Annotated in this window: 21 protein-coding genes; 13 read left to right on the top strand and 8 right to left on the bottom strand. The window is 68.7% G+C overall.

The annotated features are described in order from the left end of the window. Window positions 1-148: 148 nt before the first annotated feature. From ABD333_RS39105 to sigJ, 6 genes are all read right to left on the bottom strand, one after another. Window positions 149-1141: a sigma-70 family RNA polymerase sigma factor gene (locus ABD333_RS39105; protein ID WP_344547663.1), complete on the bottom strand. Its 993-nt coding sequence runs from the start codon at window positions 1139-1141 to the stop codon at window positions 149-151. Continuing rightward, entirely contained in the window at window positions 1132-2163 is a 1032-nt protein-coding gene (gene fgd, locus ABD333_RS39100; protein WP_344547662.1) for a glucose-6-phosphate dehydrogenase (coenzyme-F420), read from the bottom strand. The genes ABD333_RS39105 and fgd overlap by 10 nt, the downstream gene beginning before the upstream one ends. A gap of 5 nt (window positions 2164-2168) precedes the next feature. Continuing rightward, window positions 2169-3143 carry an LLM class F420-dependent oxidoreductase gene (locus tag ABD333_RS39095; RefSeq protein ID WP_344547661.1) on the bottom strand — a complete coding sequence of 325 codons (975 nt, stop codon included), beginning with the start codon at window positions 3141-3143 and terminating at the stop codon, window positions 2169-2171. Window positions 3144-3293: 150 nt separating this feature from the next. Next, entirely contained in the window at window positions 3294-4910 is a 1617-nt protein-coding gene (locus ABD333_RS39090) for a GMC family oxidoreductase N-terminal domain-containing protein (protein ID WP_344547660.1), read from the bottom strand. Then, a complete protein-coding gene (locus tag ABD333_RS39085) occupies window positions 4907-5425 on the bottom strand; it encodes a DUF5987 family protein (protein WP_344547659.1) in 519 nt (172 codons plus the stop codon). The genes ABD333_RS39090 and ABD333_RS39085 overlap by 4 nt, the downstream gene beginning before the upstream one ends. 315 nt (window positions 5426-5740) lie before the next feature. Continuing rightward, window positions 5741-6709, bottom strand: coding sequence for an RNA polymerase sigma factor SigJ (sigJ, locus tag ABD333_RS39080; RefSeq protein ID WP_344547658.1), 969 nt, complete (start codon window positions 6707-6709; stop codon window positions 5741-5743). Window positions 6710-6866: 157 nt separating this feature from the next. Between sigJ and ABD333_RS39075 the strand changes: the two genes are divergently transcribed. The 7 genes from ABD333_RS39075 to ABD333_RS39045 all read left to right on the top strand — a co-directional run bounded on the left by ABD333_RS39075 (window position 6867) and on the right by ABD333_RS39045 (window position 13043). Next, window positions 6867-7475, top strand: a complete 609-nt coding sequence (locus tag ABD333_RS39075) for an LUD domain-containing protein (RefSeq protein WP_344547657.1) — start codon at window positions 6867-6869, stop codon at window positions 7473-7475. A gap of 68 nt (window positions 7476-7543) precedes the next feature. Continuing rightward, a complete protein-coding gene (locus tag ABD333_RS39070; protein ID WP_344547656.1) occupies window positions 7544-7978 on the top strand; it encodes an ester cyclase in 435 nt (144 codons plus the stop codon). 81 nt (window positions 7979-8059) lie between these two features. After that, window positions 8060-8854: an arsenate reductase/protein-tyrosine-phosphatase family protein gene (locus tag ABD333_RS39065; protein ID WP_344547655.1), complete on the top strand. Its 795-nt coding sequence runs from the start codon at window positions 8060-8062 to the stop codon at window positions 8852-8854. After that, window positions 8851-9243 carry a VOC family protein gene (locus ABD333_RS39060; RefSeq protein WP_344547654.1) on the top strand — a complete coding sequence of 131 codons (393 nt, stop codon included), beginning with the start codon at window positions 8851-8853 and terminating at the stop codon, window positions 9241-9243. The genes ABD333_RS39065 and ABD333_RS39060 overlap by 4 nt, the downstream gene beginning before the upstream one ends. 298 nt (window positions 9244-9541) lie before the next feature. Then, window positions 9542-10078, top strand: coding sequence for a phosphopantetheine-binding protein (locus ABD333_RS39055; RefSeq protein WP_344547653.1), 537 nt, complete (start codon window positions 9542-9544; stop codon window positions 10076-10078). A gap of 1 nt (window position 10079) precedes the next feature. After that, window positions 10080-11483: an AMP-binding protein gene (locus ABD333_RS39050; RefSeq protein ID WP_344547652.1), complete on the top strand. Its 1404-nt coding sequence runs from the start codon at window positions 10080-10082 to the stop codon at window positions 11481-11483. Window positions 11484-11486: 3 nt separating this feature from the next. Continuing rightward, a complete protein-coding gene (locus ABD333_RS39045) occupies window positions 11487-13043 on the top strand; it encodes a carboxylesterase family protein (protein ID WP_344547651.1) in 1557 nt (518 codons plus the stop codon). 15 nt (window positions 13044-13058) lie between these two features. Here the strand turns inward: ABD333_RS39045 and ABD333_RS39040 are convergent, their stop codons facing one another. After that, a complete protein-coding gene (locus tag ABD333_RS39040; protein WP_344547650.1) occupies window positions 13059-13427 on the bottom strand; it encodes an ATP-binding protein in 369 nt (122 codons plus the stop codon). A 124-nt stretch (window positions 13428-13551) separates the two neighbouring features. On the opposite strand from ABD333_RS39040, the gene ABD333_RS39035 reads away from it, so the two are divergent. The 6 genes from ABD333_RS39035 (at window position 13552) to ABD333_RS39010 (ending at window position 15649) form a co-directional block, all read left to right on the top strand. Next, complete coding sequence (locus tag ABD333_RS39035) at window positions 13552-14352, top strand: helix-turn-helix domain-containing protein (protein WP_344547649.1); 801 nt, start codon at window positions 13552-13554, stop codon at window positions 14350-14352. Further along, entirely contained in the window at window positions 14337-14522 is a 186-nt protein-coding gene (locus ABD333_RS39030; protein ID WP_344547648.1) for a DUF397 domain-containing protein, read from the top strand. The genes ABD333_RS39035 and ABD333_RS39030 overlap by 16 nt, the downstream gene beginning before the upstream one ends. A 100-nt stretch (window positions 14523-14622) precedes the next feature. Further along, window positions 14623-14799 carry a DUF397 domain-containing protein gene (locus ABD333_RS39025; RefSeq protein WP_344547647.1) on the top strand — a complete coding sequence of 59 codons (177 nt, stop codon included), beginning with the start codon at window positions 14623-14625 and terminating at the stop codon, window positions 14797-14799. Window positions 14800-14939: 140 nt separating this feature from the next. Next, a complete protein-coding gene (locus tag ABD333_RS39020) occupies window positions 14940-15119 on the top strand; it encodes a DUF397 domain-containing protein (RefSeq protein WP_344547646.1) in 180 nt (59 codons plus the stop codon). 107 nt (window positions 15120-15226) lie between these two features. Beyond that, a complete protein-coding gene (locus ABD333_RS39015; protein WP_344547645.1) occupies window positions 15227-15406 on the top strand; it encodes a DUF397 domain-containing protein in 180 nt (59 codons plus the stop codon). A gap of 63 nt (window positions 15407-15469) precedes the next feature. Beyond that, a complete protein-coding gene (locus tag ABD333_RS39010; protein ID WP_344547644.1) occupies window positions 15470-15649 on the top strand; it encodes a DUF397 domain-containing protein in 180 nt (59 codons plus the stop codon). Between the two features lie 36 nt (window positions 15650-15685). Here the strand turns inward: ABD333_RS39010 and ABD333_RS39005 are convergent, their stop codons facing one another. After that, complete coding sequence (locus ABD333_RS39005; protein WP_344547643.1) at window positions 15686-16066, bottom strand: hypothetical protein; 381 nt, start codon at window positions 16064-16066, stop codon at window positions 15686-15688. Between the last annotated feature and the right edge of the window lie 314 nt (window positions 16067-16380).

Raw genomic sequence — 16380 nt, 5'->3', positions numbered from 1 at the left:
CTAGCCACGGCGATCCGGTGGCGATGAGGGCGGTGGTCGCTTGTACTTCCGCTTCGACGGGCGGAGCGTTGAGGCAACGTCACCGGGGAGCCACCGGGCGACCGGTGGCTAGCGTCTTGACGCCTCGGGGCTGGACATGCGCCGCAGCCTAATAGACTTCGCGTGATCTTGTCGAATGAGTAGGGGTCGGCGGCAGGCCGAATCTTGGGAGCAGGGACGGGTCGGAGAAGAGGACGATCCTGCTGATGCCCTCGTTCGTCGCGGTCAGGACGGCGACGCCGAACGCGTGATAGCCGTCGTCTCCACGTCGGTAGACCGCGGCGGCGGGCTGTCCGTTCGCGGACGTCGGCGCCATCCGCCACGTGCCGGGTGGGCCGATGACTTGCGCGAGGTAGCGCAGGCAGGTTTCCACGCCGGAGAACCACGTGGTGTAGCCGACCATCTCCAACGCGGCGTCCTTGCGAAGCGCGCGCTCCAGGGCGTCCAGGTCGGAGTTCTCGAACGCGCTCATGTAGTTGTCCAGGAGAACGCGCGCCTTCGGTTCGTCGGGCTCCACGACCTGCTCCGCCGTGTCGGTCACCTGCGCCATGCTTGCGCGGGCCCGCTGGAGCATGCTCTTGACCGCCGCCACCGAGGTGCCCATCATCTCGGCCACGTCGGAGGCCGGGAATTCCAGCGCCTCTCGCAGGATGTAGACGGCCCGCTGGCGCGGCGACAGATGTTGCAGGCTGGCTATCAGGGTGAGCCGGAGCCTCTCGCGGGCCGTGACGATGGCGGCCGGGTCGCCGAGCCCGGACGTGACCACTGTGTCCGGGATCGGCTGCAGCCAGACCACCTCGCCGGCGGCCTTCGGGGGCAGATCCGGGTCGTCGGCCGGCGGTCCGAGGCCCGAGGGCAGCGGCCGGCGGCTGCGTCGTTCGCGCGCGTTCAGGCACGCGTTCGTGGCGATCTTGTACAGCCAGACGCGCAGGGACGAGCGCCCCTCGAACCCGCCGTAGGACCGCCAGGCTCGCAGGAAGGTCTCCTGCACCAGGTCCTCGGCCTCGTCGAACGTGCCCATCATGCGGTAGCAGTGCGCCAAGAGCTCGCGGCGGAACGGTTCCACGAGGCCGGCGAACTCGTCTGTCTCAGTCACACCCATGAAGACCGTCCGTGCGGCGAAAACGAATCGCGGAGCCGGGGCAGGATTTCCCGCCCGTACAGCTCGAAGAACTGGGCCTGGTCGGGCCCCGGTGAGTGGAAGACGAGATGGTTGAAGCCGAGGTCCACGTACGACTTGATCTGTTGGACGTGCTCGTCCGGGTCCGTGGAGACGATGAACCGCCGGGCGGCGTCCTCCAGCGGGAGCCGGTCGGCGAGCCGCTGCAGTTCGACCGGGTCCTCGATTCCGGCCTTCTGGTCGGCGCCGAGCCCGAGCGCGGCCCAGAACCGGGTGGCCGCCAGCGCCCGGTCACGGTCGGGGTCGAACGACACCTTCACCTCGATCATCTTTTCCAGCCGCTCCGGCGCCCGTCCGGCCGCCGCGGCGCCGGTGGCGACGGCGGGCAGCAGAACGTCGGTGTAGAGCGCCGCGTCCTTGCCGGACGTGGTGATCCAGCCGTCGCCCGTACGTCCGGCGAAGCGGGTCGCCGCCGGGCCTGACGCGGCCAGCCAGATCGGCACCTCCTTCTCGGGGCGGTCGTAGATGGTCGCGTTGACCGTGCGGTAGTAGTCGCCCTCGAACGTCACGCGCTCGTCCCGCCACAGCGCCCGTATGAGGTCCACGGCTTCGCGTAGGCGGGCCAAGCGTTCCTTGCCGTTGGGCCAGGCGATGCCCAGCGGCGCCTCGTTCATCGCCTCGCCGCTGCCTAGCCCCAGGACGACGCGTCCAGGGAAAAGACTGCCCAGGGTGGCGAACGCCTGGGCGACGACGGCTGGGTGGTAGCGGAACGTCGGGGTGAGCACGGAGGTCCCGATGACTATCCGTTCCGTACGTGCGCCTAGGGCTCCCAGCATCGGCAGTACGGCTGGGGCGTGGCCGCCGTCGTGCCGCCACGGCTGGAGATGGTCGGACAGGAAGACCGAGTCGAAGCCGTACCGTTCGGCCATCAGGCCGTAGCCGAGGAGCTCGTCGGGACCGAACTGTTCGCTGGAGGCCTTGTAGCCAAGCTTCACCGCTGGCACGCCGTTCACCGCCTGAACTCGTGCGAGCCGTCGGCGGCCGGGTAGAGGAACTCGGACGCGAAGCGGCGCACGAGGTTCGGGTCGAGGGAGTCGTGGAATCCGATCAGCAGCTCGTCGACCCCCGCGTCCTCGTAGGCCGCGAGCCGTTCGCGGATGGTGTCGACGGTGCCGATCAGGCCGTACGAGGCCAGGTCGCCGGGGAAGACGTGCGGCGCCCACGGCGGGATCTGCGCGCGGGCCTCCTCGTCGGTGTCGGCGATGATGCAGTATCCGGTCGACGTCCGTGTGATCTCTTCGTGGGGCCGCCCGACCGCCTCGCAGTGGCGGCGCAGCACGCCGTCCAGGCGCCGGAACTCCTCCGGCGAGGTCTGGAAATTGCAGGCGTCACCGAACTCGGCGACGATCTTCAGGGTGACCTTCTCCCCGGCGCCGGCGATCAGCATCGGCGGGTGCGGTGCCTGGACGCCCTTCGGTTCGTTGACGGCGTTGCGGACCTGGTAGTACTCGCCTTCGAACGTGGTCTCCGGCTTGGTCCACATCGACCGGATGATCTGCACGGCCTCCCGCAGGCGGCCCAGGCGCTCCTTCGTTCCGGGAAACTCGTAGCCGTACGCCACGTACTCGGGCTCGAACCACCCGGCGCCGATGCCGAACGTGAACCGCCCCTGCGACAGCACGTCCAGCGTGGAGGCCATCTTGGCCTGGAGGGCGGGGTTACGGTAGCTGACGCCGGTGACCATCTGGCCGACGCGGACGCGGCGGGTCTCGCGGGCCAGCGCCGCCAGCGTCGTCCAGACCTCGAAGACCGGCGCGGGCGTACCCGACAGCGGCACGAAGTGGTCGGCCGCCCAGATGGTCTCGTAGCCGCTCTCGTCCGCCGCGCGGGCCAGCTCGACGACGGTGTCGAACGCGTCGACGGGATCGGCGACGCCGGCGAACTCGTGCGCCAGGCCGGTGGGCAGGTAGAGGCTTGCTTTCATCGGTTCCGGTCCTCTTCGTCGGCGTCCATGCCGGGGAGAGAAGATCTCTCCCGGTCATGGAGACAGCCGAACCACGAGGAAGGAATCGAGCGCGCCCCGTTCACCCGAAGTGCGCCGCGGCGCGCAGCAGGGTGAGCCGCCGCCAGCGGGTCAGTGGCGGGCGGGGGCGGGGGAGCGGCCTGGCAGGGTGCCGCGGTAGGTGACGGGCGCGGTGGCCGCGAGCCGCTTGACGATGTGCGGGGTCGCGCGTTCGGCCAGGGCGGCGATCGTGAGGCTCGGGTTGACGCAGAGCGCGCCCGGGACCGACGACCCGTCGGTGACGAAGATGCCCGGATGGCCGCGCAGTTCGTGGCGGTCGTCGAGGGCCGAGGTGGCGGGGTCGTCGCCGACGCGGCAGGAGGAGAGCGGGTGCGCGGTCACGCCCGGGCCGGTGAGCTCACCGAGGGGAAGCGCCACGCCGAGGCCGTCGCGTTCCAGGATCGCCCGCTGCTCGCGCATCGAGGCGGCGAGGGACGCCCGGGTGTTGGCGTTGGCCCGGTAGCGCAGACCGCTCAGGCCGAGGCCCGGCAGCACCCGGGTGAACGCGCCCGCCACCGGTGGCGCCCCGAACACGCCCTCGTTGTCGTCCTCCGCCATTCCCAAAGTGGTCAGCAGTGACGGGACGGCGGCGGGATGCTTCTCGGCCCTCGGGAACAGCGCCGTTCCCACGAGTGGAATGGGCAGGCCGACGAGCAGGTTGGACACGATCGGCAGATAGCAGTCCTGGAAGCTGCCGCGGTCGAACTCCTTGCGCCCGGCGGTCAGCCGGTCGATGGCCATTGTCGTGATGCTCTTGCCGATGCGGAAACCGTCGAACGGCTTGTCCGTGCCGGGCAGATCGAGCCCGAGTGTCGCGGCGATGCGGCCCTGGTTCATGTGAAAGTGCATGAAATGGTCGCCGTTGCCGGAGAAATGGCGGCCCACCGCCTCAGGAACGCCGCCCAGAAGGTCGGCGGAGCGGCGCAGGAGCACGGGAGTGGCGACGGTCCCGGCCGCGACGACCACGACCTTGGCCTCGATCGCGCCCGTTCCGGCCGGAAGGTAACCCAGGGCGCTGAGCTTGCGGTATTCCAGCCGGTAGCGGTAGCCGGACGTACGCGCCGGGGCGATGGTCTGCACCTCGTGCAGGTCGCGAACTTGAGCGCCGTGCGCCTCGGCGGCCGGAAGGTAGTTGAGCATCATCGAACGCTTCGCCGAATAGGCGCAGCCCGAGAACATCCACCCGCAGTCGACGCAGCGTTCGACGTCCACGGCGAGCGGGGTCGGATTGCACGTACGCCCGGCCTTGGCGCACGCCCCGGCGAAGACGCCGCCGTGGACGGACACGTCCGACCAGGTGAGCCGGGTGACCGGCAGCGCCCGCTCCGCCCGCGCGTACCAGGGGTCGAGCGTCTCGCGGGTGATCGCCCGGGGCCACAGCGGCCGCCCGGCGCCGCCCACGCGCTGGAACGCGAACGTCGGGGCACGCAGGGAGACGCCGAAGTAGTGCATGCTCCCGCCGCCCACGCAGTTGCCCGCCAGGACGGTCATGCCGTCGCCCACGACGATGTCGACCATCTTCAGCCAGCGTGTGGCCGGGGGCTCCTTGGCCAGATCTGCCGCGCCCAGGCGCGGTCCGCGCTCCAGCACGACGACCTTGGCGCCGCCTACGGCGAGGTGGTAGGCCGGGATGGCCCCGCCGAATCCGCTGCCGACCACGACGACGTCGGCTGTCTCAAGGGCGCTCACGCGGGGTTCCCTTCGGGTGTGGTCGCGGGATGGAGGGGGGCGATGGCCTTTCCGGAGGGATTCCACTGCGCGGGACGCTGCGGGCCTTCGTCCTTCGACGTGCCGTACTCGTGCGCGATGGCGCTGAGCATCGCCAGGCCGCCCCAGGTGAGCCGGTCGGGCGCTTTGTCGAGCCGTTCGACGAGCGCGGTCCGGTGACGAGGCGGCAGGCCCGCGAAGCCGTCCGCGGCCAGCCGATTTGAGGACGCGTACCGTGCCGCCGCACGATCCAGCTCCTGGGCGATGTGGGGCAGCTTGTCGGCGATGCCCAGGACCGGCATGCTCATCAGCGTCACCGCCCCGGCCTTCGCCGCCCCTGGGCGAACGGTGTCGGCGAACGCCTCCAAGGACTTTCGCGTGGACGCGGGCAGGGCGTCGTCGCCTTCCGCTGCCGCCGTCCGCGCGGCCAGCGGAACGGCGGCGAAAGCGAGGCTCAGGGTCGTCAGCAGGGTCCGCCGGTCCCAGGGTTCGAACACGCCCAATGACTTCTCCGGGGGGTAGGCCTAAAGCGGGCATTGAAGATGCATCGCACTTGACCCGGATCTCTCCGGAAGCGCACCACGAGAGATTACTTAGACCCGAACTCCACGTCTCAATTACCGTTCATTTGCCAGCGCAATACTTGGACGCGATGGCGCGACATTCTTGGCATTTTCGACGATCTTCACTTACGCCGCCCGCTTCAGGCGCACGTATAGGCACTTTCCGCCACCCGCGCAGCCTCCCCGGCGCCCCGGCGCCCCGGCTCCCGGCTCCCGGCTCCCGGCTCCCGGCTCCCGGCGCGACTGACGTCAGTGTGCGTCTGATCGCAAAGAGCCCGTTGTCCAGTGACGGAGTTTCTCGGGGTTGCGTACTACCCAGATGTGGGTGATTCGGTCGCCGGCGATCTCGAACGCGAATACCGTCACGGTGACGCCGTCCTGCTGGGCCACCAGGCCGGGCTGGCCGTTGACCGTACATTCCAGGAACGTCATGTCGGCGGGCCTGCGGTGGGCGATTTCGAGCCAGGCGTGCGCGATCTGCTCGCCGCCTTCGATGGGGTGCGGGAAGGTCGTGGCCAGGCCGCCGCCGTCGGCGACCGCCGTGGCGTCGGGGTCGAGCAGGCCGATGAGGGCGTCGATGTCCTTGGCTTCCCAGGCCCGCTTGAAGTCCCTGACGATGCCGGCGCGGTGGGCCGCCGGGGTCGCGGAAGGCGCGGACGGCTGTGCGGCCCGGACGCGGCGGCGGGCTGAGGAGGCCAGCTGGCGGCACGCGGCCGGTGTACGGCCGACGATCTCGGCCACTTCGGCGAAGGAGTGGCAGAAGACGTCGTGCAGGATGAACGCGACGCGCTCGGCCGGGGTCATCGATTCGAGCACGACCAGGAACGCCAGGTTGACCGACTCGTCCAGGGTGACCCGGTCGGCCGGGTCGCCGCTCGCACCGCCCGGCCGGCCGGCGCTCCACTCGCCGTGTTCGGGTAGCGGCTCGGGGATCCACTCGCCCACGTAGGTCTCTCGCCGGGCCCGGGCCGAGCTGAGCACGTTGAGGCAGATGCGGCTGGCGACCGTCGTCAGCCAGGCGCCGGGAGACTCGATCGCGTCCTGCTGCCGCCGGGACATGGCGTACCAGCGCGTGTAGGTCTCCTGGACGGCGTCCTCGGCCTCGGCCAGGGAGCCGAGCAGCCGGTACGCGAGATTGATCAGCTGGCGCCGCTCGCTCATGATCGCGTCCAGGCCGGGGTCGGGCCGGCCGTTTCCCGGCTCGGATCGGGTGGTCATGGGGTCGGGGTCTCCCTTGGTCGTAGCCGCCTCACTGGTACGACAACGCAGCCCTCCGGAACGTCAGGCCGCTGTGTCGCCTGACATTCCGGAGGGCTGGCTTGTCGGACTGCTGAGACGAACGCATCATCCAGCGACCAGAAAGCTCACAGACATCATGACCACCTCAACACCGTTCGCCGGCCCGGCCCTTGAACGGGCGGCCGACGCGCTGACCGCACACGGGTTCACCGTCGAGATCCTCGATGACGCCGCCGCCGCGCGTACCCGCGTCCAAGAGCTGATACCCGAAGGCGCCAGCGTGTTCACCGGGGCCAGCGAGACCCTCCGCCTGTCCGGCATCGACGAGGACATCAACGGCAGCGAGCGGTACCGGTCCGTCAAGGCACGCAGCAGGACCATGGACCGCGCCACCCAATCGGCCGAGATCTGGCGGATGATCGCCTGCCCCGACGTCATCGTGGGCAGCGTCGCCGCGGTCACCGAGACCGGATCCCTCGTGGCCGCCTCGGCGAGCGGAAGCCAGCTGGCCGGGTACTCCGGCGCCGCGGCCCGCGCGATCTGGATCGTCGGAGCGCAGAAGGTGGTACCCGACCTGAGCACCGCCCTGCGCCGCATCGAAGACCACTGCCTCCCGCTGGAGAACGAGCGCGCCATGAAGGCCTACGGGCAGCCCAGTGCGCTCAACCGCGTCCTCATCCTCAACGCCGAACCCCATCCCGGGCGCGGCACCGTCCTGCTGCTCCGCGAAGCCATCGGCTTCTGAGACCCGTCGGCTCGCGAAGATCCCATGCCCGTTCCGCAGAAGTGACCCGACCCGGAGGAGAGAGCGACATGTCAACAGATCAGATAGCACGCAACAAGGCGGCGTTCAGCCGGCTGCACGACGCCCAGAGCAGTGGTGACCTGGAGGTCTTCCGGAAGGCGGTCGACGAGGTCGTCGAGCCGGACGTGCTGATCCGCACGCCGTTGCCGATCGAGGCGACGGGGGCCGAAGCGCTCAAACAGGTGGGCGCGATGCTCCTGCGCGCGTTCCCCGACCTTCACATCGAGGTCGAGGACGTGATCGCCGAAGGCGACAAGGTCGTCTTCCGGAACACCGTCACCGGGACCCACCAGGGCGAGTACATGGGCGTCCCGCCGACCGGCAGATCCATCACCTACAGAGAGATCATGATCGTCCGCTTCACGGACGGCCGGATCGCTGAGACCTGGGGAATCGTCGACGTCCTCGCACAGATGAAACAGCTCGGCCTGATTCCGGCATAGGAAACCCCCCGCGCGGTGTCCCACTAGGGAATCCAACAAACCAGCTTGATGCATCTAACTGGTTTGATTTATTGTTCGGCTGTGGCTTCCTCTCCTTCCGCTGACGCAGCGTCGATCTCACCGCCCTCTGTCCTGCGCCTGACCGGGCATCCGGTGCGGTGGCAGCTGCTGAGCGAGCTGGCGCGCAGCGATCGGCAGGTCCGTGAGCTGACGGCCTTGCTGGGCCAGCGGCAGAGCCTGACGTCCTACCATCTGGGCCAGTTGCGCGAGGCCGGGCTGGTGTCGATGCGGCGCAGCTCGGCCGACAAACGCGACACCTACTACAGCCTCGATCTGGCCGCGTGCCGAGACCACCTGGCCGTGGCCGGCGCCGCGCTGCACCCCGGCCTGCGGCTGGTCCCGGCCGCGCCGACGACGCCGCCGGACGGCGCGGGCCGGCGGCCGGCCCGGGTGCTGTTCCTGTGTACGGGCAACAGCTCCCGGTCCCAGATGGCCGAGGCGATCTTGGAACGGCTGGGCGGCGGGAGGGTCGAGGTCGCCAGCGCCGGCAGCCGCCCCAAGGCCCTGCATCCCAACGCGGTGCGGGTGATGCGCGAGCGTGGCATCGACATCGGCGACGCTCGTTCCAAGCATCTGAGTGAGTTCACCGAGCGGCGGTTCGACCACGTGATCAGCCTTTGTGATCGCGTACGGGAGGTGTGCCCGGAGTTTTCGGGGGCGCCGGCGGTGGCGCACTGGAGCATTCCCGACCCGGCGGCCTCGGCGGCGGCCGACGAGCTCAGCTACCCGGCGTTCGTCCGCACCGCCGACGAACTGACCACGCGCATCCAGTTCCTGCTTCATGTGATCGAACGTGCGGAGGAGAACCAGCAATGACCGAAGACCTTGCGGACCTGGTCAGCGTCCGGTACATCGTCGACGACGTCGACGCCGCGATCGGCTTCTACACCGAGCATCTGGGGTTCACGCTGAGAACGAGCGCGGCACCGGCGTTCGCCGACGTCGTACGCGGCAGGCTGCGGCTGCTGCTGAGCGGGTCGGCCAGCTCGGCGGGCAGGCCGATGCCCGACGGTGCCGTGCCCGTCCCGGGCGGATGGAACCGCATCCATCTCCTGGTGAGCGACATCGCCGCCGACGTGGAGCGGCTGCGCGCCGCGGGTGTGCCCTTCCGCAACGACATCGTCGTAGGCCCCGGCGGGCAGCAGATCCTGCTGCAAGATCCATCCGGGAACGTGGTCGAACTCTTCCAGCCGGCCCGCGGTTAGGCGTTGCCATGACCGAGGGGATGCGGGCAGCCCTGATCGTGGCGACCATACTGAGCGCCTTGTCCGTCGCCACCCTCGCACGCACCCACGTACCGCACCGGCCCACGACAGCAGCACCCGAGCCTGTTACGTGAGTTCTGATCTGCGCGCAAAGGGGCTGAATCCATCGGATGGGCGCGCAGTGTGGTTTACCAACAATCTTCTGACTTACTGTACTTGATTGCTCCCGCTGGGTAACGAATTGACTGACGGGGAAATTGAGGATGGTGCCGCTTTCGTGGGCGGCTCAGGAGGTCATGTGAGTCAGGCAGATCTGTCGGCGGCGATCACCCGGGCCTTGGCGGACCACGTCGGTGTGGCGGAGTTCGACGTGGTGTCCATGGGCGAGGACGGCTCGGAGGTGGTCGCCGTCGTCGTGCCGGCGGAGGTCTCGTCCGCGATCGAGATCCGGGAGGACCTCTGGGCGGTGGCCGATGGCCTGGGACATGAGGTGAGTCCGGTGGTCGTGGCGGTCGCAGGGCTGCCTGCGGGCGGTGTCGATGACGCCTGGTTGCGTGAGAAGCTGGCCGGATCGTCCAGTGTGTCGCGCTACGAGCCTCCGGCCACGCCCTTGGAGGAGGAGCTCGCCTCCCGAATGGCGGACGTGCTCGGCCGTCCACGAGTCAGTGTCGGTGACGACTTCATGGAACTCGGCGGCGACTCGCTGACCGCTGTCGAGTTCGTCACGGCTCTGCAGGAGACGCACGAGGTTTCGGTGTCGGTCGCGGAGCTGTTCGGCGCTGGAACGGTCCGGCGTCTCACCGGGCTGCTCGAAGACCACTCGTCGGCGGCCTGACATGCGAGCCCTGCGCCTGGCAGCCGAGGACCTGAGGCTGTGGTCCGGCAGTGATCTCATCTCCGCCGCGACGTTCCGCGCAGGGCTGGACGAGGCGAAACGTTCCCTGTCCGCGCCCGACAAGGCACTGGTGGCGGTCTTCGCGGGCCGCACACAGGCCGGATTGACCGCCTACCTGGCGGCGCTGGAGCTCGGCCATGCCGTCCTGCTCAAGGAAGACCACACAGGCGACACCCGCCGGTCGCTGCTGGACGCCTACCAGCCGGAGTTCGTCGTCGAGGGCGACGAGGCGACAGTGGGCGACGAGGCGACGGTGCTTCCCGGCTATCGAGTGCACGGGTCGATGCTGGGACGCAGGGTCCTGATCCGCTCGTCCCCGTCCGGCGGCGGCCTCCATCCGCAACTGGCGTTGGTGATGACGACGTCGGGATCGTCGGGGCGAGCCAAGACCGTCCGGCTCTCCTACGGCAACGTGTCGGCCAACGCCCGTTCCATCGTCGGCGCGCTCGGCCTTGAGGGGCGCGACGTCGGCATCACCTCGTTGCCCACCGACTACAGCTTCGGCCTGTCCATAGTCAACAGCCATCTGGTCGCCGGCGCGGGGCTCGTCCTGTCCACGGTGGGCCCGAGCTCGCAGCGCTTCTGGCGGCTGTTCGACCGGACGGGCGTGACGAACTTCGGCACGGTCCCGATCGGCTGGCGGATCATGCGTCAGCTGGACTGGCAGGCCGGTCACCATCCCTCGCTGCGGCTGGCCTACCACGCCGGTGGTGCGCTGGAGGCCGAGCTGGTGGAGTACTTCGGGCGCATGATGGCCGCCGCGGACGGCGGATTCTGCTCGATGTACGGGGCGACCGAGGCGACCGCCCGCATGACCTGCCTGCCTCCGGACCTGCTGCTCGACCACGTCGGCTCGGTCGGGCGGGCGATCCCCGGCGGCCGGATACGGCTGGCGGGGGACGCGGGGGCCGTCGGCGAGATCGTCTACGAAGGACCCAACGTCATGATGGGATACGCCCGATCGCGCCGGGACCTCAGCGGCGGCGACGACCTGGGCGGCGTGCTGCACACCGGCGACCTCGGCCGCCTGGACGACGGCATGCTGTACGTCGTGGGCCGCAAGGACCGTCAGGTGAAGCTGTACGGCAAACGCATCCAGCTCGACCAGATCGAACGGCGCCTGAGCGGCATCGGACCGGCGGCCGCCGTACAAGCCGGGTCCGACACCGCCGTGGTCTTCGTGGAGGGCGACACCGATCGGTTCCGCGACGCCTGGCTGGCGACGCTGCGAGCTCTCGGCGTCCCTGCGGAATCCCTGCTTCTGCGTTCGGTGCCGAGCCTGCCGCGCACCCATTCCGGCAAGGTGGACCTCGATCGCCTGCGGTCGTCGGCCCTCGGCGGGTGATCTGTGGCCTCCGGAGTCGTCGAGACGAGCCTGGGCCGGATTCGCGGCCGTGAGTCGCAGGGCGTGCGCACCTTCCTCGGAGTGCCCTATGCCGATTCGACGGCGGGCCCGGCACGGTTCCGGCCGCCGCGGCCGCACCCGCGCTGGACGGGCGTCCGGGACGCGACGGAGTTCGGGCAGACCTGCCCGCAGCCGCCGCTGAGCGGGCTGCTCGACGCCCGGCCGTCGGTCATCTCCATGTTGCCCTTGTTCGGCGTTCCCACCAGTGTGGAGAACCAGGGCGAGCAATGCCTGGTGCTCAACATCTGGACGTCCTGCGCCGATGCCGACGCTCCGCGCCCGGTGCTGGTCTGGTTGCACGGCGGAGCCAACTTCGGCGCCGGTGACTGGCCGCGGTTCAACGGATCCGCCCTCGCCCGCGACGGCGGCCTGGTGGTGGTCACCCTCAACCACCGTGTCGGCATCCTGGGGCACCTCGACCTGTCCTGGACCGGAGTCCCCGGCTACGAGCACTCGGGCAACGCCGGGATACTCGACCTGCGGATGGCGCTGGGGTGGCTGCGCGACAACGTCGCCGCCTTCGGCGGCGATCCCGGCAACATCACCGTGGCCGGCGGATCACGGGGCGCGTCCAGGCTGGCCACGCTGCTGGCGACCGGCGGCGAGCCCCCGTTCCACAAGGCCATCATGGTCAGCCCTCCGCCACCCCGCAGCACCTGTCCCGCTTCCCCGCAGGAGGCGGCCCGGGGCGTTCTGGACCGTCTCGGCATCCCCGCGGACCGTCCCGACCTGCTCGCCCGCGCGAGCGTGAAGCAGTTGCTCGATGTGAACGACGAGCTGGAGCGCGCACAGCGGTGGTACAGGTTCCAGCCTGTGGTCGACGGGGCGCCCGTCGAGGCGCGGGCGTACGCCGACCTGGCGGCAGGGGTCGCCCCGACCATGCCGCTGCTCATCGGGAGCGCGCTCAACGAGACCACCAGGGTCCTCGACGCTGATCCGGGCGACTGGGACGACTGCGACGACACCGAACTGGCCGAGCGCTGCTCGCGCCTCGCCCGTTGCGACGTGTCCGCACTGGTGCAGGAGTATCGGCGACTCCGTCCGGACAACCCGGCGCGCAAGATAGCGGTCACCGTCACCACCGACGCGATGTACCGCTTCCCCGCGCTGGCGCTCGCCTCGGCCCGCAACAACACCGCGACGGCCCCGGCCTACGCCTACATCTTCACCGGCGGCACCGGCAGCCACGGCGAAGACGTCCTGTACTTCTTCCACAACCTGGAACGCGCCGCGCTGGTGACCGACAACGAGGTGAACCAGCGCCTGGCCGACGAGGCGAGCGGCGCGTGGATCACCTTCTGCCGGCAGGGGCGCCCCACGGTGCCCGGTGTGGACGACTGGCCGCCCCACCACGACTCCGGCCGGCTGACCCTTCTGTTCGGCAACCCCACCAGAGTCGCCTCCAACCCCTTCGCCGCAGGCCGTGCCCGCTGGGAGGAGAACCCCTCCCAAGACTGGGCCCCCGTTTTCACCGGTCGGCGTCCAGAGCCGACGCGATGAACAGCGGCCCAACGCCTACCTCAGCACCGCGTATACGCACTTTCCGCCGCCCGCGCAGGCGTTCCACCCGACCTCGGCCGCCAGCAGCTTGATCATGGCGAGCCCCCTCCCGGACAGGGACTCGGGCTCCATGGGGCGGACGACGGGGAACTGCGGGGAGCCGTCCTCCACCTCGACCACAGGCCCGGCGTCGGCCAGATAGACCCTGACGATCATCTTGTCCACATCGGTGTGCCGGACGACATTGCCGACGAGCTCGGACACGATGATTTTCCCCAGATAAGAGTCCAGGTGCCATGACTCGAAAACCGCGCCGACGAACGCCCGGGCCTCCCGGAGCTGCTCGGCATCAGCCTTGATCGTTATCTCGTGTGGCTCGGACACCCCGTCTCCTCACAATGAGTTCCTGTTCGGTGACAGATTGCGCCCAAGCGAGTAGCCTCCACCATGCAAGCCCCCCGGACACACGTAAACCGCTTCACATCGGTGTCAGCCCCCTCAACACCTGGTGGAGATTCCCGTGACAGCACGCAAGCCGACCCCCGCGCTCAAGGCGTTCGGGAGTGAAGTCACCAGACTTCGCGAAGAGGCCGGGATATCCCGCGCCGAACTGGCCCGACTAGCGACCGTCAGCCGTTCCTACATCAGCCAGGTGGAGAACGGCGCCACCCGATGCCGGAAGGACTTCGCCGAACGCCTCGACGAGGTGCTCGACACCAGCACGGCGCTGGCGGACGGCTGGGAAGACCTCCTACGGACCACCCCATATCCCCAGTTCTTCGCCGACTTCCCGATGGCGGAGGGCTCCGCCGTACTGCTGCGCTCCTACCAGGAGACCTTCGTCTACGGTCTCTTCCAGATCGAGGAGTACATGCGGGCGCTGCTGACCAGGGAGGCCGACTTCGAAGGTCGGATGCGTCGGCAGGCCATCCTTAATTCGAAGAGTCCGCCCGTGATCAGCCTCGTGCTCGGAGAATCCACTCTCTATCGCGAGGTCGGCGGACCGGACGTGATGAATGCGCAGCTTGAGCGCCTGCTCGAAGTGTCGGAGTGGGAGAACGTCACCCTCCAGGTGGCACGCACCGCCCACTACCGAGGAATCAGCGGGTCGTTCACGCTGGCCACGCAAGAGAACGGAGACGAACTGCTCTACCAGGAGACGACCACCGGAGGCATGACGTCGAACGATCGGGCGGATATCTTGTTCGTTGTGAAAGTGCTCACCGCTCTTCAAGGGAGGGCGCTGAGCGTCGCCGACTCCCGCGAGTTCATACGAAAGGTTGCATCGGACCGATGGATGAGAACGTGACGGTGTGGCGCAAGGCTAGGCGGAGCAACGACACGGGCGGCGACTGCGTGGAGCTGGCCCGGCTTGCTGAGGGTGTTGGCCTGCGTGACAGCAAGGACCCGGACGGCCCCAAGCTCACCTTGACCCACAACGCCCTCGCGGATCTGCTGGAAGCAGCACGACGGGCGTAGTAGATCGAACGGCACTGGGTCCCGGTCCTCGCCTACAAGGGCCGGGCGCCGTGTCGGTGGACGACTCGCGCGAGTACCTGCGAAAGGTGGTGCGTGATCGGTGGACGTAACATGGCGCAGCTCCAGCTACAGCGATGACCTCGGCGGAAACTGTGTTCAGCTTGCCGACCTCGGTGCCGGGACAGTAGGTGTCCGTGACAGCAAGGATCCTGACGCCGGTCACCTGGTGGTAGACAAGGCGTCTCTGCGTACCCTTGTGGCTCGAATCAAGCAGTAGCCGGAGCCTTGGAAGGCTTCAGAAACGCTGATGATGTAGCGCAAGCGCAGCCAAAGCACGGACGCCCAGTGAGCAGATGTATCGGGCGTACTTGGCTCAGAACCTGAGGCGGAACGTGAGCACACCCGAAGGGTGATGACATGAGCGACGCGATGTGGCGGAAGGCTCGACGGAGCAACGACATGGGCGGTGACTGCATTGAGCTGGCCCGGCTTGCCCAGGGTGTCGGCCTGCGCGACAGCAAAGACCCAGACGGCCCCAAGCTCACCTTGACCCGCAACGCCCTCGCAGGTCTGCTGGAAGCAGCACGACGGGCGTAGGCCGAACGGCACTGAGCCCCGGCCCTCGCTCATAAGGGCCGGGCGCTCCGCCAAGTGGACTCAACGCTCGCCATGAGGCAGCGTGAGCACACCCGAAGGGCGATGACATGAGCGACGCGATGTGGCGGAAGGCTCGACGGAGCAACGACACGGGCGGATCGTGCATTGAGCTGGCCCGGCTTGCCCAGGGTGTCGGCCTGCGCGACAGCAAAGACCCAGACGGCCCCAAGCTCACCTTGACCCGCAACGCCCTCGCAGGTCTGCTGGAAGCAGCACGACGGGCGTAGCACACTGAGGACGAGATCAGCGCTCATCATGAGGCAGCGCGAGCACACCCGAAGGGCGATGACATGAGCGACGCAGTGTGGCGCAAGGCTCGACGGAGCAACGACGCGGGCGGTGACTGCATTGAGCTGGCCCGGCTTGCCCAGGGTGTCGGCCTGCGCGACAGCAAAGACCCAGACGGCCCCAAGCTCACCTTGACCCGCAACGCCCTCGCGGATCTGCTGGAAGCAGCACGACAGGCGTAGCACGTCGAACGGCACTGAGCCCAGGGGCCGGTCTCATCACAGGTGCAGGAAGCTCCGGACGTCGTCGAGGCCGTCCAGTGCCCGACCGTCCACGTCTGAGGTATCCACCTCAGCACGCCCCGCCAAGGAATGCGCCAACGCAACGGCCTCGTCGCTGAGATGTCCGAACCGTCGGGTGGTATGACCCAAGCACAGGCCGGCCAGCCCAAGCAGCGGGCTGCCCGACACCGCTCGTGTCCCAACCTGCACGCACCAGTACTCGACGAACGTCCGATCGTCATCGTTCAAGGCAATCCCGACCAGAACGTCGGCCGCATCGGGCTCATGCGCCCGGTCCCCAAGCGCCCGCTCCAACACCTCGACCACCAACTCATGCGGCAGCGCAGGAGGGTTCTGGAAGCTCAGATGCACTTGCATGCCGTGAGACTACGCATTCCGCCACCTGCCCCGTGCTGATCCAGCCGAACGATGCCTGATGCGGCACTGGCTTGACGCTGGTGACCTGGCCGAGGTGGAGGTGATCCTGCGCAACGCCGTGCCGGGGGTTTGAGCACGCGGTCCGAAACCCGGGTTTAATCTCGCGCCGGTGGGTGCGGCTCGGTGCTCAACCTAGTGGAGTACGGGCCCTGCAGCGCTGGTTGTACGGCCGGAGTTTCTACGGGCCAATCGCGGTAGGGCGGTTCAACCGCTCGTTCGATGTGCTGTTCCGTGGCTCCTCGTATCTTTTTCAT

It is taken from the genome of Actinomadura fulvescens (genome assembly GCF_039533225.1).
In the GTDB taxonomy this organism is placed as follows: Bacteria; Actinomycetota; Actinomycetes; order Streptosporangiales; family Streptosporangiaceae; genus Spirillospora; species Spirillospora fulvescens.
This window is presented reverse-complemented; position numbering and strand designations above follow the sequence as displayed.